Annotated in this window: 18 protein-coding genes and 1 tRNA gene; 9 read left to right on the top strand and 10 right to left on the bottom strand. The window is 65.0% G+C overall.

The window, feature by feature from the left end:
- Nucleotides 1–70: 70 nt before the first annotated feature.
- Nucleotides 71–832: an isoprenyl transferase gene (locus tag ACFV4R_RS12460; RefSeq protein WP_045730107.1), complete on the bottom strand. Its 762-nt coding sequence runs from the start codon at nucleotides 830–832 to the stop codon at nucleotides 71–73.
- A 251-nt stretch (nucleotides 833–1,083) separates the two neighbouring features.
- Here ACFV4R_RS12460 and ACFV4R_RS12465 point away from each other — a divergent pair, with 251 nt between their 5' ends.
- A complete protein-coding gene (locus tag ACFV4R_RS12465) occupies nucleotides 1,084–1,725 on the top strand; it encodes a hemolysin III family protein (RefSeq protein ID WP_377202666.1) in 642 nt (213 codons plus the stop codon).
- Between the two features lie 32 nt (nucleotides 1,726–1,757).
- Here the strand turns inward: ACFV4R_RS12465 and ACFV4R_RS12470 are convergent, their stop codons facing one another.
- The gene (locus ACFV4R_RS12470; RefSeq protein WP_091718966.1) at nucleotides 1,758–2,093 is read right to left on the bottom strand and encodes a hypothetical protein; all 336 of its coding nucleotides are present in this window, start codon (nucleotides 2,091–2,093) and stop codon (nucleotides 1,758–1,760) included.
- Nucleotides 2,094–2,190: 97 nt separating this feature from the next.
- Nucleotides 2,191–3,096 (bottom strand): mycothiol conjugate amidase Mca, encoded by a 906-nt coding sequence (mca, locus tag ACFV4R_RS12475; protein WP_377202566.1) that lies wholly within the window; start codon nucleotides 3,094–3,096, stop codon nucleotides 2,191–2,193.
- Nucleotides 3,097–3,218: 122 nt separating this feature from the next.
- Between mca and ACFV4R_RS12480 the strand changes: the two genes are divergently transcribed.
- Nucleotides 3,219–3,695: a DUF4307 domain-containing protein gene (locus ACFV4R_RS12480; RefSeq protein ID WP_377202565.1), complete on the top strand. Its 477-nt coding sequence runs from the start codon at nucleotides 3,219–3,221 to the stop codon at nucleotides 3,693–3,695.
- A gap of 143 nt (nucleotides 3,696–3,838) precedes the next feature.
- Nucleotides 3,839–4,333, top strand: coding sequence for a transcription elongation factor GreA (greA, locus tag ACFV4R_RS12485; protein WP_091718961.1), 495 nt, complete (start codon nucleotides 3,839–3,841; stop codon nucleotides 4,331–4,333).
- A 76-nt stretch (nucleotides 4,334–4,409) separates the two neighbouring features.
- On the opposite strand, the gene ACFV4R_RS12490 is transcribed toward greA, so the two are convergent.
- Genes ACFV4R_RS12490 through ACFV4R_RS12505 form a run of 4 tightly spaced genes read right to left on the bottom strand, consistent with a single transcriptional unit; the run spans nucleotide 4,410 to nucleotide 8,590 of the window.
- On the bottom strand, nucleotides 4,410–5,033 hold the full coding sequence (locus ACFV4R_RS12490; protein WP_377202665.1) for a rhomboid family intramembrane serine protease: 624 nt from the start codon (nucleotides 5,031–5,033) through the stop codon (nucleotides 4,410–4,412).
- A 20-nt stretch (nucleotides 5,034–5,053) separates the two neighbouring features.
- Nucleotides 5,054–6,292, bottom strand: a complete 1,239-nt coding sequence (gene ilvA / locus ACFV4R_RS12495; RefSeq protein ID WP_377202564.1) for a threonine ammonia-lyase — start codon at nucleotides 6,290–6,292, stop codon at nucleotides 5,054–5,056.
- A gap of 3 nt (nucleotides 6,293–6,295) precedes the next feature.
- The gene (locus ACFV4R_RS12500) at nucleotides 6,296–7,621 is read right to left on the bottom strand and encodes an AI-2E family transporter (protein WP_377202563.1); all 1,326 of its coding nucleotides are present in this window, start codon (nucleotides 7,619–7,621) and stop codon (nucleotides 6,296–6,298) included.
- A gap of 9 nt (nucleotides 7,622–7,630) precedes the next feature.
- On the bottom strand, nucleotides 7,631–8,590 hold the full coding sequence (locus ACFV4R_RS12505; protein WP_377202562.1) for an aldose 1-epimerase family protein: 960 nt from the start codon (nucleotides 8,588–8,590) through the stop codon (nucleotides 7,631–7,633).
- A gap of 99 nt (nucleotides 8,591–8,689) precedes the next feature.
- Here ACFV4R_RS12505 and galT point away from each other — a divergent pair, with 99 nt between their 5' ends.
- A complete protein-coding gene (gene galT, locus ACFV4R_RS12510; protein WP_377202561.1) occupies nucleotides 8,690–9,838 on the top strand; it encodes a galactose-1-phosphate uridylyltransferase in 1,149 nt (382 codons plus the stop codon).
- Nucleotides 9,835–11,019 (top strand): galactokinase, encoded by a 1,185-nt coding sequence (galK, locus tag ACFV4R_RS12515; RefSeq protein WP_377202560.1) that lies wholly within the window; start codon nucleotides 9,835–9,837, stop codon nucleotides 11,017–11,019. Before galT ends, galK begins: the two co-directional genes overlap by 4 nt.
- Before the next feature lie 112 nt (nucleotides 11,020–11,131).
- Here galK and ACFV4R_RS12520 read toward each other — a convergent pair whose 3' ends face one another.
- Entirely contained in the window at nucleotides 11,132–12,031 is a 900-nt protein-coding gene (locus tag ACFV4R_RS12520) for a Bax inhibitor-1/YccA family protein (protein WP_377202559.1), read from the bottom strand.
- Nucleotides 12,032–12,478: 447 nt separating this feature from the next.
- Here ACFV4R_RS12520 and ACFV4R_RS12525 point away from each other — a divergent pair, with 447 nt between their 5' ends.
- From ACFV4R_RS12525 to ACFV4R_RS12540, 4 genes are read left to right on the top strand one after another with little or no spacing between them, the layout of a single operon-like run.
- Nucleotides 12,479–13,774, top strand: a complete 1,296-nt coding sequence (locus ACFV4R_RS12525; RefSeq protein ID WP_377202558.1) for a branched-chain amino acid ABC transporter permease — start codon at nucleotides 12,479–12,481, stop codon at nucleotides 13,772–13,774.
- A 9-nt stretch (nucleotides 13,775–13,783) separates the two neighbouring features.
- On the top strand, nucleotides 13,784–14,752 hold the full coding sequence (locus ACFV4R_RS12530) for a branched-chain amino acid ABC transporter permease (RefSeq protein ID WP_268158588.1): 969 nt from the start codon (nucleotides 13,784–13,786) through the stop codon (nucleotides 14,750–14,752).
- Nucleotides 14,753–14,754: 2 nt separating this feature from the next.
- The gene (locus ACFV4R_RS12535; protein WP_377202664.1) at nucleotides 14,755–15,852 is read left to right on the top strand and encodes an ABC transporter ATP-binding protein; all 1,098 of its coding nucleotides are present in this window, start codon (nucleotides 14,755–14,757) and stop codon (nucleotides 15,850–15,852) included.
- Entirely contained in the window at nucleotides 15,849–16,622 is a 774-nt protein-coding gene (locus ACFV4R_RS12540) for an ABC transporter ATP-binding protein (RefSeq protein WP_377202557.1), read from the top strand. The genes ACFV4R_RS12535 and ACFV4R_RS12540 overlap by 4 nt, the downstream gene beginning before the upstream one ends.
- Before the next feature lie 66 nt (nucleotides 16,623–16,688).
- Here ACFV4R_RS12540 and ACFV4R_RS12545 read toward each other — a convergent pair whose 3' ends face one another.
- Entirely contained in the window at nucleotides 16,689–18,044 is a 1,356-nt protein-coding gene (locus tag ACFV4R_RS12545; protein WP_377202556.1) for an ABC transporter substrate-binding protein, read from the bottom strand.
- Nucleotides 18,045–18,264: 220 nt separating this feature from the next.
- A tRNA-Leu gene (locus ACFV4R_RS12550) sits at nucleotides 18,265–18,338 on the bottom strand.
- Nucleotides 18,339–18,342: the final 4 nt, after the last annotated feature.

Raw genomic sequence — 18,342 nt, forward strand, 5'->3', positions numbered from 1 at the left:
CCGGCATTTCCGCAACCATTACGCGGCGATTCCTGTTGCGGTGTTGTGAACTCCGGGTGAACCGGGAGTGTCAGGAGCCGTAGCGCCGTTGCCGCCCCGCGTAGTCACGCAGTGCCCGCAGGAAGTCGACCTTGCGGAACGCCGGCCAGAGGGCCTCGCAGAAATAGAACTCGCTGTAGGCGCTCTGCCACATGAGGAAGCCGGAGAGCCGCTGCTCGCCGGAGGTGCGGATGACCAGGTCCGGGTCGGGCTGGCCGCGGGTGTAAAGGTACCGGGAGATGTCATCCACGCTGAGTTCGTCGGCAAGCTGGTTGATGTCGGCCCCCTTGGCCACGGCGTCGTGCAGAAGTTCACGGACTGCATCCACGATCTCGCGCCGCCCGCCGTATCCCACAGCCACGTTGACATGGATCTTTTCGTGGACGGGCGTCCGTGCCGTCAATTTGTTCAGGCGCTCGGCAAGGTAACCGGGAAGCAGTTCCGGCGCCCCCATGGCATGGACGGAAATGTTCTCGTCCTCGTCCAGCCGGTCCAGGGTGTTGGCAATAATGCCCATGAGGAGATCCAGTTCCTCACTGGACCTGTTCATGTTGTCCGTGGACAGCATGTACAGCGTCACCACTTTGACGCCGAGCTCCTGGCACCAGCCCAGGAACTCATGGATCTTATCCGCGCCCGCCTGATGGCCCTGGCTTGTGGGTGCGTTGAACTGCTTGGCCCAACGGCGGTTCCCGTCCACCATCACACCGATATGCCGCGGGATGCGGTCCCGGGAAAGGTCCTTGAGCAGCCGCCGCTCGTAATAGCCGTAGAGGAACCCGGGCAACTCCACGCGTCCACTCACCTGACTTCCTCGCTGTTCGTACTTGCACATCCTAGGCTACCGCCCGGGCGGCGCCTGCCGGTCGAAGGGGCCCCGGCGCCGGGTCGCAAACACCCAGTTACCGATGAGTAACTTACCGGAACGTAGGTTATTCTGGACTTATGAACAGCGACTCTTCCGAGGCTCCGCGCACGCCGCAACCGGAGGATGAAAAGCCCGCTCCGCCAGGAAAATCTCCGGTTGACGATGCCGCCGTCAGGCTGGCTGAGCTGCTGATGATTAAGCCGAAGTGGCGCGGCTGGATCCACACCGTGGCGGCCCCGTTTGCCTTGGCCGCTGGAATCGTCCTGGTGGTCCTGGCACCCACCGCCGACCGCAAAATCACCTCGGCCATCTACGCCGCCACCGGTGTGCTGCTCTTTGGCGTCAGCGCCGTGTACCACCGCGGCAACTGGTCACCGGCGGTCAAGCGGGTATTGAAGCGGCTGGACCACACCAACATCATGCTGGTCATCGCCGGCAGCTACACGCCGCTGGCCTGGACCCTGCTGGAACGGCAGCAGGCCGTCCTCCTGCTCTGGATCATCTGGTCCGGCGCCATACTGGGGGTGTTGTTCCGGCTGCTGTGGACTGATGCGCCGCGGTGGCTGTACGTGCCCATCTACATTGCGCTGGGATGCGGCGCGCTGTTCTATTTGCCGCAGTTTTTCCAGGCGAGCGTTCCAGCGGCCGTCCTCATCTGCGTGGGCGGCGCGCTCTATATCGCCGGGGCCGTGTTCTACGCGCTGAAGAAGCCAAACTTCAGCTACAACCACTTCGGCTTCCACGAGCTGTTCCACGCCTTCACGGTCTTTGCGTTCGCCGCCCATTTCACGGCCATCGCCATAGCCGTCCTGGGCTGACCGCAACGCCAGCCAGGGTCCAGGGGAAGCGCCTACTCCCGCGGCAGGGAGTTGCCCTGGCTGAAGCCGTTTCCGTTGGTGTCCCGGGCTTCCTGCGGAGCCGTGGCATCCTCGCGGGCTTCCTCCGCCACAATGTCCGCTTCGGCGGCAGCCGCGATGCGTTCCTCCTCCACCTGGGCCCGGTACCGGACGCGCCGGATCCGGCGGACCATGTCCACGATGAGCAGCGCCGTGGCCACGACAAAAAAGGCAGTCATGATGAAGCCCAGCAAGCCGGGTGTTACCTGGTCCTCCGTGATCCCGTCGCGCAGGGTTGGAGTGGGCATCGGCGTGGGGGTGGTGGCCAGGCTGAGGAGCAAGTTTTGCACGTGTAATACCTTCAAGGGATCGGGTTGCAGCCGGACATATGTCGCGCCCGAAGCGCCGGAGGCTAACTTCTACGCGGCATAGAAATCGCTGCCGCTTCTATCTTAGCCCGGCAAACAGGTCCGTCTCGGGCAGCTCGGAGGAGACCCGGGACTTGATCAGGGAGTAGTCCTCCCACGGCCAGGCCCGCCGCTGCATGTCCGCTGACACGGCGAAGAAGAACCCCAGGGGGTCCACCTGCGTGCGGTGGGCCCGAAGGGCGTCGTCGCGCACCTCGAAAAAGTCTCCACAATCAACCTGGGTGGTGGTGGCATGTGTTGCGGGCGGCGGCGTGTGCCCCTCCGCGTCGGACTCCAGCCAGGCTGCGAGGCGTTCCGCATAGGGCGACTGCAGCCCGGCTTCCTCGAGCGCAAAATGCAGCGCGCGGAAGCGTTCCGGGCTGAAGGCACGGTCGTAGTACAGCTTGCCGGGTTCCCAGGGCTCCCCCGCCTCGGGGTACTTATCGGCGTCCCCTGCGGTATCGAACGCTTCCACTGCCACTTTGTGCGCCATGATGTGGTCCGGGTGGGGGTAGCCACCGTTCTCGTCATAGGAGAGGATGACGTGCGGTTTGAAGGAGCGGACCAGCCGCACCAGGGGCGCCGCGGCATGGTGCAGCGGCAGCGTGGCGAAGGAACCAGCCGGAAGGGGCGGAAGGGGATCGCCTTCGGGCAGCCCCGAGTCCACGAAACCAAGCCAGCGCTGCCGGATGCCAAGGATCTTTGCTGCCCTGTCCATCTCCAGGCGCCGGGCACCTGCCATGTCCCGCTTGGGGTGCGGCTCGCCTTCCACGGCGGGGTTCTGGATGTCGCCGCGCGATCCGTCGGTGCAGGTGGCCACCATAACCTCTACGCCGGCGGCAGCGTACATGGCCATCGTGGCAGCACCCTTGCTGGATTCGTCATCCGGATGGGCATGCACTGCGAGCAGCCGAAGCGGTGCCGGGGAGGTGCTGGACGCTGTCATGGAAGGACGGCTCCTGATTCTTCTTGGTTTGTGGCGGTGCGGGGTTATGGCGGTATGCGGGCGGACAACACCCCCGTGGACGGTGCAATTGGCCACCACGGGATGGGCACTAAACTGGTCTGGTGACTTCCCCGGACCAGTCGGCCCCATCCGCGCCCGCAGACACTAGCCTAGCCAATCGATATGGTGGCCAAAAGCGCGGCCTGACGCCCGCCGTCAAGCGCGCCATCGCGGGCGGGGCCCTCGCCGTCGGTATCGGTTTCCTGGCATGGGTCTCCACCTCTAATTCGTTGTCCTCGGTGACCTTCAAGGACGTGGGGTACAGCACGCCGGATGCCACTGTGGCCGAGGTGGACTTCCAGGTGACCCGTGAGCCCGGCACTCCCGTCAAGTGCGCCGTGAAGGCCCTCGATTCCAAGTACGCGGTGGTTGGCTGGAAGGTGGTGGACATTCCCGCCGATGCCCCCGAGGGATCAGAGGGAACGGCCGACGGCGGCAGGACGGTTTCCCAGCGGGTCATGGTCCGCACGGAGTCGCTGTCCGTGTCCGGCGTTGTGGACAGCTGCTGGGCAACGGACGGATCCGGCCAGAAGGTGTGATGTGGACCGCTTGCTCGTTGGGATAAATCCAGGGGTTTGACTACAATGGACCAATACCTTCACCCCGCTGAGCTGGTTGCTGTTCCACAAGTGGCCACCGTGGCGGGGTCTTTTGCATGTAGGACCATTTAGAGGAGAAGTCCGTGTCTACCACCAACAGCGCAGCTGCAGCCTGGCTTACCCAGGAAGCTTTTGACCGCCTGAAGGCAGAGCTGGACCACCTTTCCGGCCCCGGCCGGGCGGATATCGTCCAGAAGATCGAAGCTGCCCGGCAGGAGGGCGACCTCAAGGAAAACGGCGGATACCACGCTGCCAAGGAAGAGCAGGGCAAGATCGAGGCCCGCATCCGCCAGCTGACCGTGCTGCTCCGGGACGCCCACGTGGGTGAATCTCCCGCCGATGACGGCATTGTGGAGCCCGGCATGATCGTGGTGGCCCGGATTGCCGGGGACGAAGAGACCTTCCTGCTCGGATCCCGTGAAATTGCCGGCGATTCTGACCTGGACGTCTTCAGCGAGAAGTCCCCCCTGGGTTCTGCCATCCTGGGCCACAAGGAAGGCGAGACGCTGAGCTATGTTGCGCCCAACGGCAAGGACATCACGGTGGAAATCCTGTCCGCGAAGCCTTACGCGGCCTAGTTTTCCGTAGCTGCCGAAGCGCCTGCCGCCCCACGGGCGGCAGGCGCTTTGTTGTTTTCAACTTGTTGGGCGGCAGTTACAGGGGAATTGCGCGGTCCCGCTGCCGGTCGGCGCCCGAACGGGGGCGGAGGATCAGTGCGGCCACCACTCCCCCGGCGGCTCCGCCCAGATGGGCCTGCCAGGACACGAAGCCTGACACGATGGGCAGCATGCCGAACAGGATGCTGCCGTAGCCCATGAACAGGACCACGGCCAGGAGGATCTGTTTCCAGCTGCGGTTGAAGAAGCCGCGGACCAGGAGGAAGGCAAAGAGTCCGAAGACGAGGCCTGAGGACCCTACGGTGATCCCGCCGTCGCCAATCAGCCAGACGGTGATTCCCGATCCCAGCCAGCTGAGCGCGAGGGCTGTCAGGAAAACCCGGAGCCCGGAGAGGAAGACCAGGAAGCCGAAGATGATCAGCGGCAGGCTGTTGGACAGCAGGTGGTTCAGGTTGGCATGCAGCAGCGGAAACGTGAAGATGTCCAGGAGCCCGTCAGCGCTCCGGGGCCGCAGTCCGAACGTGCGCGTCAGCGACCCCAGCGTCAGCGTGTTGAACAGCTCAATGACGAAGAGGAGTACCACAAACCCGCCCAGGACGAGCAGCCCGCCCTTGGCGCGCGCCGCCGTCGTCTGCCGCTCCCTGAAGTCCCCGTTCCGCATGAGGCCAGCCACGCGTGCTCCTAGTGCACCACGATGGGCTGGAATCCTTCGGCACGCAGCGCGCTGAGGACTTGCTCGCCATGCTGGTGGCCCTTGGTTTCCAGGTTCACGGTGATGGAGACGTCGCCCATGCTGATGGAGCCACCCACGCGGGTGTGGTCCAGGCCGGTGACGTTGGCATCGTTTTCGGCGATGATCCTGGCGATGGTTGCCAGCGAGCCGGGACGGTCATCCAGCATCATGCGGACGGTCATGTATCGCCCGGCTGCGGAAAGGCCGCGCTGGATGACCTTGAGCATCAGCATGGGGTCGATATTGCCGCCGGACAGTACGACGGCGGTGGTCCCCGGGTTTTCGATCTTGCCGTCCATGAGGGCTGCTACGCCGACGGCACCGGCGGGCTCCACCACCATTTTGGCGCGTTCCAGCAGGAAGATCAGCGCACGGGCAAGCGAATCCTCGCTGACCGTGACAACGTCGTCCACGAGTTCGCGGATGATGCTGAACGGCAGTTGCCCTGGCCGGCCCACGGCGATGCCGTCAGCCATGGTGGACACCTTCTTCAGCGGCACCAGGGCGTCAGCGGCCAGGGAGGGAGGGTATGCCGCAGCGTTTTCCGCCTGTACCCCGATGATGCGGATGTCCCGGCCGAGTTCCTTGGCCCGGGCTTTGATGGCGACGGCGACCCCGGCCAGGAGACCGCCACCGCCAACGCCCATCAGGACGGTGTCAACTGTGGGGATCTGCTCGAGGATCTCCAGGCCGACAGTGCCCTGTCCTGCCACCACATCAACGTTGTCGAAGGGGTGGACGAAGACTGTCCCCGTTTCGTTGCTGTACCGCTGGGCTTCGGCCAATGCTTCGTCCACGTTGTGGCCGTGCAGGATCACTTCGGCACCGTGGCTGCGGGTGGCTGCGAGCTTCGGCAGCGCAACACCGAGGGGCATGTAGATGCGGGCCTTGATTCCCAGGCTTTTCGCCGCCACGGCAACGCCCTGTGCGTGGTTGCCTGCGGACGCTGCCACGACGCCGCGTTTCTTTTCTTCTGGTGACAGGCGGGCCATGCGGACATAGGCGCCGCGGACCTTGAAGGATCCTGCGCGCTGGAGGTTCTCGCACTTGAAGTAGACCTCGCCGCCCACCTGCGCGCCCAGCGCACGGGACGTTTCCACCGGAGTGCGCGCAATAATCCCGTCAAGCAGCTTCTGCGCCTCAAGGACATCGTCCAGCGTGACGGGAAGGGTTTGCAGGATGTTCACGTACTACTCTCCTCTTGGTTCGTCTCCGGCGCCCCGCTGGGATGCGGAGTGGGCACCGCGGTGTTCAGCTGTGGTGCCGTCGGACGTGTCGCGTTCGCCGCCAAAGTCCTTGGGCGGTTCAACGTCTTCAATGGTGTTGTCCCCGCCAGCCGGAGCTGTCAGGGGCCTCCCGGCAATCACCGGCACCTGTTCATGTTCCCATGTTCTGGCGGCGATGTAGCGAATGGCCGAGTTTGCTACGGCCAGGATGGGTACCGAGAACAGTGCGCCCGGGATGCCGGCAAGGTAGGAACCGGCGGCAACGCTGAGGATGACGGCTACAGGGTGGAGCGAAACGGCCTTGCCCATGACCAGCGGCTGCAGGATGTGGCCTTCGAGCTGCTGGACCGCAAGGACGATGGCGAGCATGATCAGCGCATTCACGGGGCCGTTGGCAACCAGTGCCAGCAGGACGGCAATCACGCCGGTTATCAGGGCACCCACCACCGGGATGAATGAACCCAGGAACACCAGCACACCCAGGGGAAGGGCCAGCGGGACACCGATGATCGCGGCACCCACGCCGATGCCGATCGCATCCACAGCGGCAACGAACATCTGGATGCGCGCGTAGCTGACCATGGAGGCCCAGCCCTTGCGTCCGGCGCCGAAGGCGGCGGCCCGCGCCCGCCGGGGAAGCAGCCGCACCAGGAACGCCCAGATCCGGTCTCCTTCCAGCAGGAAGAAAATGAGGATGAACAGGGCGAGGAGCAATCCGGCGGCGAAGTGCCCGGCAGTACTGCCGAACGAGAGGGCGCCACTGAGGATGCTGCTGCTGTTGTTCTGCAGTGCGTCGCTGGCTTCCTTAACGTACTGGTCGATCTGGGCCGCCGTCAGGTGCAGCGGCCCGTCGGAGAGCCACGTCTGGACCTGACGCACTCCTTCGAGCGCCTGCTGCCACAACTCGCCGAAGCCGATCACCAGCTGCCGGCCGACAAGGGCCAGCGCACCGGAGATCACTGCGATAAAGCCAAGGACAGTGGCGGCCACCGCAAGGCCGGCGGGCAGTCCGCGCCGCTTCAACCAGGCCGTGACCGGGCTCAGCAGCCCCGCGAGGAGCGCCGCCACCATGACCGGGATGATGAGGAAGGTGATGTGGCTCAGGAGCCAGATCAGCGTGCCGGCCATCAGGAGGATGAGGCCCAGGCGCCAGGACCAGGATGCGGCAATCCGCACACCGTACGGGATGTCCCGGTCCAGCTCACGGTCCGTCAGGACCCGGAGCGGCGCCGCCGTGGCGGGGGCTGGAGATGGCCTGGACTGGGTAGCGTCGTCCGCGTTGGGCGTCATAAGGAAACTCTAACCGCCCGTGGCGGCGTGGTAGTCGATTCCCCACTCCATGGCGAACGACTCCCCCGGCTCGAGCCAGCGCAGGCCGTCACCGGAGTTGAAGGCGTTGGCCGGACCGGTCATCGGCTCCACGGCGAGCGCGCGGCTCCGGCCGGGGTAGACCGTGCTGACGAAGACGTGGACGTACTGGCAGGATTCGTCCTGCCAGAGGCTGACGCTGCGGCCGTCCGGGCCGGCCAGCACGTGGCGGGCCTTTCCATCCTCATACCCGAGGCCGGTAAGTGCGACGTCGACGCTGAGGCCGCCGATGGTGCGGCCGGCGCGGAAGTCGGTGTCGCCGTCGACGGGAGCGGAACTGCGGGGTATCAGCCGTTCATCGGCGATGAGCTGGGTGTCGGCCTGGACGGTCAGTACCAATTCCTCGGCCGGTGTGTCCCCCAGCCGCAGGTAGGGGTGCGCGCCGAGGACGAACGGTGCAGCTGCGGCGGAATGATTGGTCAGGCTCTGGCGGACCGTGAGGCCCAGGTCTGCGGCCAGCTCGTACCGTACGCGGTGCCGCACCAGGAACGGGTACCCGTGCTGAGGAAAGACCGTGGCTTCCAGGGACACGGAGTAGGGCGATTCGTCCACCAGGGTGTAACCCACATTCCTGAGCAGGCCGTGGCTGGCGTTGTTCCGGGATACCTCCGTGATGTCCAGCTGCTGCTTTTTGCCGTCCAGGACCCAGGCGCCGTCCTCCACCCTGTTGGCCCAGGGCGCCAGGGTGATGCCTGCCCCGCCGGGCGGGATGACGTCGTCGCCGTAGGTTTCGGTCAGGAGCACGCCGCCCCGGCTGTAGGAGCGAAGTCCGGCGGCGAGCTCGGTGATGACGGCCACGGCGTCGCCGCGCCGAAGTTCGTATTGGCGACCTGAGGCAAAGGCGCGCAGCTGGGGACTGGTGGGTGCGTCCTGGGACGAAGACTGGGTCATGGGCTTACCGTACCGCGGCGCCATCGGGCGCACCGAACAGGGAATGTTGTTTTTTGTTCTTAACTATTCTTTTTTGGTTGAACATGCCAAAATATTCCCATGACAGCGATCACCAGCACCAGACTCTCCGACGGCCGGGAGCTGATCTATTTCGATGACCCGGGCACCAATGCGGCGCGGGCAACGGGTCCAACCGACCAACGGGGCCTGACGCCCCGTGGTGAGCCCGGCGAGGTCCGCTTCGATGCCCTCACGGACGAATGGGTGGCGGTGGCGGCGCACCGACAGACCCGAACCCACCTCCCGCCTGCGGACCGGTGCCCCATCTGCCCCACGACGCCCAATAACCCGTCCGAGATTCCCGCCGCGGACTATGACGTGGTGGTCTTCGAGAACCGTTTCCCGTCCCTCGGCCCCGCACTTGGTCCGGTTCCGGAAAATGCTGCATGGGGAACCAAGGGCCCGGCCTACGGCCGCTGCGAAGTGGTCTCCTTCACGCCCGAGCACACGGGCTCCTTCAGCACCCTCAGCGAAACCCGCTCCCGGACGGTGATTGAGGCCTGGGCCCAGCGCACGGAAGCGCTCAGCTCACTGGCGGGCATCAAGCAGGTGTTCCCTTTCGAGAACCGCGGCGCAGATATCGGCGTCACCCTCCACCACCCGCACGGCCAGATCTACGCCTACCCCTATGTCACTCCCCGGGCGGGCGTACTGGGTTCGGCCGCCCTGCGGTATTACCAGAAGCACGATGGCCGCGAAACCCTGACCGGTTCCCTCCTCAAGGCAGAACGGCAGGACGGCAGCCGGATGGTCATGGAAGGCGAGAACTTCAGCGCCTACGTCCCCTTCGCCGCCCGCTGGCCTCTTGAAATCCACCTGGTCCCCCACCGCCACGTTCCGGACCTGGCGGCCTTGAGCGGGGAGGAGAAGGACGAACTTGCCCACGTCTACCTGGACTTGCTCAAGCGCGTGGATGCCCTGTACCCCACGCCCACCCCGTACATCTCTGCCTGGCACCAGGCTCCGCTGGAGCCCGAACTCCGCGCCTCCGGCTACCTCCACCTTCAGCTGACCTCACCCCGGCGCGCTGCGGATAAGCTGAAATACCTTGCCGGATCCGAGGCAGCCATGGGTGCCTTCATCAACGACACCACACCGGAAAGCGTGGCCGAGCGGCTGCGCGCAAAGGTTCCGGCACCTGCCACTGCGGCCGCCGAGGCCGCTCCGTCCCAAGGAGTTCCCGCTTGAGCGCCGCACCCCATACCGCCGATTCAGCTGCCGCAGGCACACAGGACCTGGCTGCCCGCTTTACCCGGGAGTTCGGCGCCGCCCCGGCAGGCGTCTGGCAGGCACCGGGCAGGGTCAACCTGATCGGTGAGCACACTGACTACAACGAGGGCTTCGTGCTGCCCTTCGCCATCGACCGGACTGCCCGTGTAGCGGTGGGCATCCGCCAGGATTCCACCGTGAGGCTGCTGTCAACGTACGGTGACCAGGGCATGGTTTCCACCACGCTCGACGCCCTGGAGCCGGGGTCCGCCAAGGGCTGGACCAAGTATCCCCTCGGCGTGATGTGGGCCCTCCGCGAGCGCGGCATTGACGTTCCCGGAATCGACCTGCTGCTGGACTCGGACGTTCCGCTCGGCGCAGGCCTGTCCTCGTCGCACGCGATCGAGTGCGCGGTGGTCACCGCCCTTAACGAGCTCACCGGCGCGGGCCTGGCAGCGGAGGACATGGTCCTGGCCACGCAGCGCGCAGAAAACGACTTCGTGGGGGCTCCCACCGGCATCATGGACCAGTCGGCCTCCCTTCGCGGCGCCAAGGGCCACGCGGTCTTCCTGGATTGCCGTGACCAGAACGCCACCCTGGTGCCGTTCGAAACGGAACCCGCGGGGCTGATCCTGCTGGTCATCGACACCAAGGTCTCGCACTCGCACGCCGACGGCGGGTACGCCTCGCGCCGTGCCTCCTGCGAACTCGGTGCCGAGGTCATGGGGGTCAAGGCGCTGCGCGACGTCCAGGTGGGTGACCTTGAGGAAGCCAGCGGACTGCTGGACGAAGTGACGTTCCGCCGCGTGCGCCACGTGGTCACGGAGAACGACCGCGTGCTGCAGACGGTCGAACGCCTGGCCGCGGAAGGGCCCGCCGCTATCGGCACCCTGCTGGATGCCAGCCACGCATCCATGCGGGACGACTTTGAAATCTCCTGTCCGGAGCTTGACCTCGCCGTGGACACCTCCCGCGCCAGCGGGGCCATCGGGGCGCGGATGACCGGGGGCGGCTTCGGGGGTGCGGCGATCGCCCTGACCCCCGTCGCTTCCGAGGAGAAGGTGCGGGCCGCCGTCGTGCGCGCTTTCGCCGAGGCCGGCTATGCCGCACCGGACATCTTCACTGTCTCCCCCGCGGCCGGCGCCATGCGCGTCGGTTAGCATCCCTGCGCGGCCAGCCGGCCAACCACACGTCAATAAACAGAACAGGCCCACCGGAAGGTGGGCCTGTTCTGTTTAATGATTCGGACGACGGCGGCCGCCGCCGTCGGTGCTAGTCGTCGCCGCGGAGGATGGCCAGCAGGCGGATGATCTCCACGTAGAGCCAGACCAGGGTGACCGTCAGGCCGAAGGCAGCGGTCCAGGAGAAGCGCTGCGGAGCGCCGCTGCGGACGCCGGCTTCAATGCTGGTGAAGTCCATGATCAGCGAGAAGGCGGCGAGGCCGATGGCGAGCACGCCGATGACAACACCAATCACGCCGCTGCGCAGGCCGAAGGGCTCCTGGGTGACGCCGGTCAGCATCATGACCAGGTTGACCACTGAGAACAGGGCGTAACCGCCAAGGGCGATCATGAAGAAGCGCATGGCCTTGGGGGTGGCGCGGACCTTGCCGCTCTTGAACAGCAGCAGGGTGACGGCAAACACTGAGAGTGTGCCCACCACTGCCTGCAGGCCGACGCCCGGGTACTGGGTGTCGAGGATGCGGGTCAAGCCGCCAAGGAAGAGTCCCTCAAGCCCGGCGTAAGCCAGGATCAGTGCAGGGGAAGGCTGCTTCTTGAACGTGTTGACCAGGGCCAGGACGAAGCCACCGAGGGCGCCGACGATCATGAGCATCGACGCGAGCCCCAAGCCGACGGTCAGGGTGACTGCCGCGCCGAGGATGACGACGCCGAGGCAGGCCGCCGTCTTGACGATCACGTCGTCAAAGGTCATCCGGCCGGTATCCGCCGGGCCCGCCGACGGCTGGTTGTACATGTCCTGGAGCTGGTTGTCCGTCATGCCCTGGGGCTGGGCGTTCCAGGTCTGCTGGCCGTAGGGTGCCTGGGCGTACGGCTGCTGGCCGTAAGCCTGCTGGCCGTAGGCGGCGCCGCCGAAGGCCTGCGGGGCAGGCGGTGCCTGGGTGGCTCCACGGAAGCTCTTTCCGTTGAAGATCGGGTTTCCGCCAAGTGCCATTGCGGGATTCCTCCATGCTGGGTGGGTGATGGATCTTAAGGTTTACGCTACCAATTCCCACGTAGCCGGCTCCCCTAAAGTTCCCGACTCCCTTGCTTGCAATACAACCGTGACCTGCCGGTGGACAGGCTGCGCCCCTGGCGACACCGCTACTCAACAAAGGTTGTTTCCCACGATCCGCGCCACATCGCGGCCGCAGGCGCGCAGTTGTTATCCGATCGCTACCAATATGGCCTGGACCACGGCATTCACCGGTTCTGATGCGCTGTAGCATAAGCCAAGCAGGGTGACGGAACTCACACTTGTGGGTGTCGGGCGTCATGGCATTTTTCCCCACCCTGCGACCGTTCGCAGCGGCTGCAATGGCGCGGCCTAGACCGCCCCCAAGTGGAGGTTATCAATTTGAGAAGTACACCCCAAGGCCAGCGGGCCGGAAGGCGCCTCGGTTTGCTGAGACTGTTGGGAGCCATCGGCGCTTCCATCTTCGCAATCCTCCTGGTGGCCGGACCGGCGAGCCAGGCCGCTTCCCCGTCACCGACACCATCCCCGTCGAATCAGACCTTCCAGAACAACATCAGCGGGTTCCTCCGTGACGACACCCGCGCACCCCTGGCGGACGTGACCATCACGGCGAAGAAGGGCGATTTCACCGGCACTGCCAAGTCATCGGCCAACGGCGCCTGGAACATCGGCGTGCCGGAGCAAGGCACCTACACGGTGGAACTGGATGAATCCACCCTTCCCGAGGGCATCAAGCTGGCCGACGGCCAGGACAATCCCCGCGACGTCACATTCAGCCAGACCTCCAACCTCTCGGTGATCTTCGCGTTCGGCAAGGGCATCGTGGTGCAGCAGCAGGACTTCGGCCAGAACCTGCTCAACCGGCTGGTGGCGGGCCTGAGCTTTGGCCTGCTCCTCGCCCTGGCATCGGTTGGCCTGTCCCTGATCTTCGGCACCACCGGCCTCACCAACTTCGCCCACGGCGAGATGGTAACCCTTGGCGCGGTCCTTGTCTTCGGCTTCAACGCCATCGGGCTGCCTTTCTGGCTGTCCATCATCCTGTCACTGGCGGGCGGTGGCCTGTTCGGTTATGCCCAGGACCGCGGCCTCTGGCGGCCACTGCGCCGCCGCGGCACGGGCCTGGTCCCCATGATGATCGTCAGCATCGGCCTGGCCCTCGCCGTCCGCTACGTGATCCAGTTCTACTTTGGCGGCGCCACCCAGCAGCTGCCTTACGCCCAAAGCCCCGAGGTCCAGATCGGCCCGGTTTCCATCTCGCCGAACAACCTGTGGTCCCTGGGCATCAGCGCGGTGGTTATCGCCCTGATCGGCATCGTGCTGTTGAAGACCAGGCTGGGCAAGGCAACCCGCGCAGTGGCGGACAACCCCGCACTGGCTGCCGCGTCAGGCATTGACGTGGACGCCGTCATCCGGCTGGTCTGGATCACCGGCGGCATGCTCGCTTCCCTTGGCGGCATCCTCTGGGCCTACTACCGCCCGGGCGTCACCTTCGACATGGGCTCGGCCATCCTGCTACTCATCTTTGCCGGTGTGACCCTCGGCGGCCTGGGAACCGTCTTCGGCGCCCTGATCGGTTCCATCATCGTCGGCATCTTCGTGGAGCTGACCACCGTGTTCGGCCTCGCCGCCGACCTCAAGTACGTGGGGGCTTTGTTCATCATGATCGTTGTCCTCTTGTTCCGGCCGCAGGGCATCCTGGGCCGCCGCGAGCGCGTGGGTTAGGAAACAGACATGGATTTTGGCTTCATTCTTTCCAGCGCCGCCGGCGAAATCTTCAGCCCCACCACGGCCGCCTACGCCATGGCTGCCCTCGGGCTCGCCGTCCACTTCGGCTATTCGGGCCTGCTGAACTTCGGCCAGGCCGGCTTCATGGCCGTGGGCGCGTACGGGTTTGCGATCTCCACGCTGACCTTCGGCGTCCCGTTCTTCGTGGGGCTGCTCATCGCCATTGCGGCCTCCGCAGTCTTTGCGCTGCTGCTCGGCATCCCCACCCTCCGGCTCCGGGCGGACTACCTGGCCATCGTGACCATCGCCGCCGCGGAAATCGTGCGCTACATCGTCACCACCAACCAGCTCACTGCGGTCACCGGCTCCGCCAACGGCCTCGCGGCGTTTGAAGGCAGCTTCTACGCCATGAACCCGTTCCCTGAGGGCTCATACTTCGGCATGAACAACCGCGACTTCTTCATCCGCGTGGTGGGCTGGGCCCTGGTGGCCATCTGCTGCACCCTGGTGTGGCTGCTGATGCGCAGCCCGTGGGGCCGTGTGCTGAAGGGCATCCGCGAGGACGAGAACGCCGTCCGGTCCCTGGGCAAGAACGTCTACGCGTACAAGATGCAGGCGCTCGTCATCGGCGGCATCCTCGGCGCTTTGGCAGGCATGATCTTCACCCTGCCCCGCGGTGCCGTGCAGCCTGCCAACTACGGCACGGAACTGACGTTCTTCCTGTATACCTGCCTCCTGCTGGGCGGCCTGGGCACGGTCCTTGGCCCGGTCATCGGGGCAATGATCTTCTGGGTGGTCCTCTCCCTGACACAGGGCATCCTCTACGGCCTGATTGAGTCCGGTGCCGTTACGTGGCTGAACACCGTACAGGCCGGTCAGCTGCGCTACATCCTGGTGGGCGTGGCCCTGATGCTGTTGATGATCTTCAGGCCGCAGGGCGTCTTCGGAAACAAGAAGGAGCTGGCGTTCGCGTGAGCATGCACAATGAAAACCCTGAAACGACCGGGGCCGCGGCCCCGGATTACATGACCGACAACCGCCCCATCGCAGCGGGTGAAACCGGGCCGGGCTGCAAGAAGCGGGATCCGATCGTGGTGGCGGAGAACGTCACGCGCAGCTTCGGCGGCATCAATGCCGTGGATGTGGACTACCTGGAGATCCCGCGGCACAAGATCACCGCACTGATCGGCCCCAACGGCGCCGGTAAGACCACCCTCTTCAACCTGTTGACCGGTTTCGATACCCCCAACACCGGGAAGTGGCAGTTTGAGGGCCACAGCCTCGCGGGGGTGTCCCCCTACAAGGTGGCACGCATGGGCATGGTCCGCACGTTCCAGCTCACCAAGGTGATGGGCAAGCTGACAGTCATGGAAAACATGCGGCTGGGAGCGTCAAACCAGCCCGGCGAAAGCCTCGCCAAGGCCCTGTTCAAGGGCATCTGGGGCGGCCGGGAAAAGGAGATCACGGCCCAGGCCGATGTCCTGCTGGAGAAGTTCAAGCTCGACGCCAAGAAGGATGATTACGCCGCGTCGCTCTCCGGCGGACAGCGCAAGCTCCTGGAGATGGCACGGTCCCTCATGGTGAGGCCCAAGCTGGTGATGCTCGACGAACCAATGGCCGGCGTCAACCCGGCACTGACGCAGTCCCTGCTGGACCACATCAAGAACCTGAAGGCCGACGGTATGACCGTCCTGTTCGTTGAACACGACATGCACATGGTCCGGCACATCGCGGACTGGGTGGTGGTCATGGCGGAGGGCAAGGTTGTCGCCGAAGGCCCGCCCGGTGAGGTCATGAAGAACCCCGCCGTCATCGATGCCTACCTCGGCGCCCACCACGACGTCGACCTTGGTGACGCCGAGGGCATCAAGGAGCTCGCTGCCGAACTAGTGGCGGACGACGAATCCATCGTCGGAACCGAAAACGCCGGGATCATCTCCCTGGACGTTGTCGGGGATGAGGCCGGTACCGCCAGCCCGGAGGAACCGTCGGCAGGTGACGGGCAACGCGGCAGGCGCGCTAACAGGGACGCCGAAACCGATGGGAACGACCGGACAGATAGGGACACCCAATGAGCAGCACCAGCGCGGCACCGGCCGCTCAGCCCGTAGACGACGGCGAAGCGGTCGTCAAAGTCACCGACCTCGTGGCCGGATACATTCCGGGCGTCAACATCCTGAACGGCTGCAGCATTGAAGCCCGGAAGGGCGAGCTGATCGGCATCATCGGCCCCAACGGCGCCGGCAAGTCTACCCTCCTCAAGGCCATGTTTGGCCTGGTGAAGGTCCACTCCGGCACCGTGGTGGTCCGCGGCCAGGACATTACCGGGCTGAAGGCCAACAAGCTGGTGACCCGCGGCGTCGGCTTCGTCCCGCAGACCAACAATGTGTTTGCGGCCCTCACCATTGAAGAAAACCTCCAAATGGGCATGTTCCAGCGGCCCAAGGACTTTGCCCAGCGGTTCGACTTTGTCACCGGGCTTTTTCCGGAACTAGGGAAGCGCCGCGCCCAGCGGGCCGGTTCGCTGTCCGGCGGCGAGCGCCAGATGGTGGCGATGGGCCGCGCGCTGATGATGGATCCTGCAGTCCTGCTGCTGGACGAGCCCTCAGCCGGGCTCTCCCCCGTCAAGCAGGATGAGACCTTCCTCCGCGTTCATGAAATCAACCGAGCCGGCGTCTCCGTGATCATGGTGGAACAGAACGCCCGCCGCTGCCTGCAGATCTGCGACCGCGGTTATGTGCTGGACCAGGGCCGGGACGCGTACACCGGTACCGGCCGGGAGCTGATGAAGGACCCCAAGGTGATCCAGCTGTACCTGGGCACCCTGGCGGACACCGTCGAATAGCCCGGAGCCCCAACACAACGAAGCCCCCGTCCGGATGGACGGGGGCTTTGTTGTGCCTGTGAAGGTTTAGAGCTTGCCGAACTCTTCCTTGACTGCCGTGTACTTGTTGTCGTCCTGGTACTCGTAGATTCCGATGTACGCCTCGGTGGGGTCACCGGCGTCGGAGAAGGTCACCGGACCGGACTGGCCGTCGTAGTCGATGTCCTTGCCCTCGCGGAGCAGGGTGACGCAGGCGGCGAAGGACGTGCACTTCTCGCCGCCCTCCGAAACTTCCTTCAGCTTCGCGGCGATGTCCGTGCCCTTGGTGCTCTTGGCAGCTTCCGTGGCCAGGGCGATCAGGTTGACGGCGTCGTAGGACTCACCGGCGTAGCTGTAGTCCTTCAGTGCCGGGTCGATGGCGAGGAGCTTCTTCTTGAAGGCATCCTGCGCGAACGTGCCGGGGATGGTGCCCCGGGCGCCCTTCAGGGTGCCGGCCTGGAAGTCCTTGCTGTAGTCGGAGGTGTTGCCGTCCACCAGGAACATCTGCGTGGCCTTGACTCCCTTGCCGGTCATCAGCGGAACGATGCTCTTGGCCTGGTCGAAGGTGATCAGGGCGATAGCGTCCGGCTTGGCGGCCAGTACCTTGTCCACCTGGCTGCTGAACTGGCTGTCACCTTCATTGAAGAGTTCCTCGGCAACAACCTGGCCGCCGGCGGCCTCAAAGGATTCCTTGATGTTCTTGGCCAGGCCGGTACCGTAGGCATCGTTCAGGACCACCATGCCGACGGTCTGGGCGCCACACGTTGCCATGTAGTTGCCCAGGACCTTGCCCTGGAGGACATCGGACGGGGCGGTGCGCCAGTACAGGCCCTTGTCGTCCCAGGTGGTGAAGTCCGGGGACGTGTTGGCCGGCGAGAACTGGATAACGCCTGCACCGGTGATCTGGTTGATGACCGTCTTGGACACGCCCGACGATGCGGCACCGATGATGGCACTGACACCCTGGCCGAGCAAGGCGGACGTGGACTGGGTGGCGATGTCCGTCTTGGTGTCACCGGAGTCGCGGTGGATCACTTCCACCGGCTTGCCCAGCACGCCGCCGGCATCGTTAACTTCCTTGATGCCGAGGTTCACACCGGCGATTTCGGGCGGGCCAAGGAAGGCCAGGGATCCGGTGGTGGGCAACAGCGAGCCGATCTTGAGCGGAGTCTCCGTGCTGCCGGTGGACGGCGGAACAGCTGCCGGCGCCGCGCTCTGCGTGGCTGCAGCGCCCCCTCCGGTTTCCGGTGCGGGGCACGCGATGCCTCCGGCTGATGCGGAGGAAGCGGACTCGGACGTCGTGGGTGTGGACGAACCGCCGCACGCTGTCACCATGAAGGCGACGCCGATGCCAAGCGCTGTCAGCTTGGCAGCGCGGGTTCCCGCCTGGGGGAATAAAGTCATTTACGAGCTCCTCGATCTAAAGGTGCGAACGGCCTTTGACGCGAAAAATCAGGTGTTCCTGATTTAGCTTCAAGCTAATGCAAATCCAAGGCGAAGATAAGTGACTGAGGTCACATCCTTATAACAGTCGTTGCATATGCGAAATTAAACGAAGGAAGCCGCCCGCAGTGCGGGCGGCTTCCTTCGATTCGGTGCCTTTTGGAGGGCATCCTCTGCTCCGTACCCCAGGTGGGACTCGAACCCACAACACGCGGATTTTAAGTCCGATGCCTCTGCCAATTGGGCTACTGGGGCGCCG

The organism is Pseudarthrobacter sp. NPDC059871, from assembly GCF_042731175.1.
GTDB lineage: Bacteria > Actinomycetota > Actinomycetes > Actinomycetales > Micrococcaceae > Arthrobacter.

What these genes read in the sequence shown, in the direction of transcription:
- mca (WP_377202566.1), bottom strand. Translation starts at nt 3,096, where the DNA reads ATGACAGCGTCCAGCACCTCCCCGGCACCGCTTCGGCTGCTCGCAGTG.
- ACFV4R_RS12490 (WP_377202665.1), bottom strand. Translation starts at nt 5,033, where the DNA reads ATGCGGAACGGGGACTTCAGGGAGCGGCAGACGACGGCGGCGCGCGCC.
- ACFV4R_RS12500 (WP_377202563.1), bottom strand. Translation starts at nt 7,621, where the DNA reads ATGACGCCCAACGCGGACGACGCTACCCAGTCCAGGCCATCTCCAGCC.
- ACFV4R_RS12505 (WP_377202562.1), bottom strand. Translation starts at nt 8,590, where the DNA reads ATGACCCAGTCTTCGTCCCAGGACGCACCCACCAGTCCCCAGCTGCGC.
- galT (WP_377202561.1), top strand. Translation starts at nt 8,690, where the DNA reads ATGACAGCGATCACCAGCACCAGACTCTCCGACGGCCGGGAGCTGATC.
- ACFV4R_RS12520 (WP_377202559.1), bottom strand. Translation starts at nt 12,031, where the DNA reads ATGGCACTTGGCGGAAACCCGATCTTCAACGGAAAGAGCTTCCGTGGA.
- ACFV4R_RS12530 (WP_268158588.1), top strand. Translation starts at nt 13,784, where the DNA reads ATGGATTTTGGCTTCATTCTTTCCAGCGCCGCCGGCGAAATCTTCAGC.
- ACFV4R_RS12535 (WP_377202664.1), top strand. Translation starts at nt 14,755, where the DNA reads ATGCACAATGAAAACCCTGAAACGACCGGGGCCGCGGCCCCGGATTAC.
- ACFV4R_RS12540 (WP_377202557.1), top strand. Translation starts at nt 15,849, where the DNA reads ATGAGCAGCACCAGCGCGGCACCGGCCGCTCAGCCCGTAGACGACGGC.
- ACFV4R_RS12545 (WP_377202556.1), bottom strand. Translation starts at nt 18,044, where the DNA reads ATGACTTTATTCCCCCAGGCGGGAACCCGCGCTGCCAAGCTGACAGCG.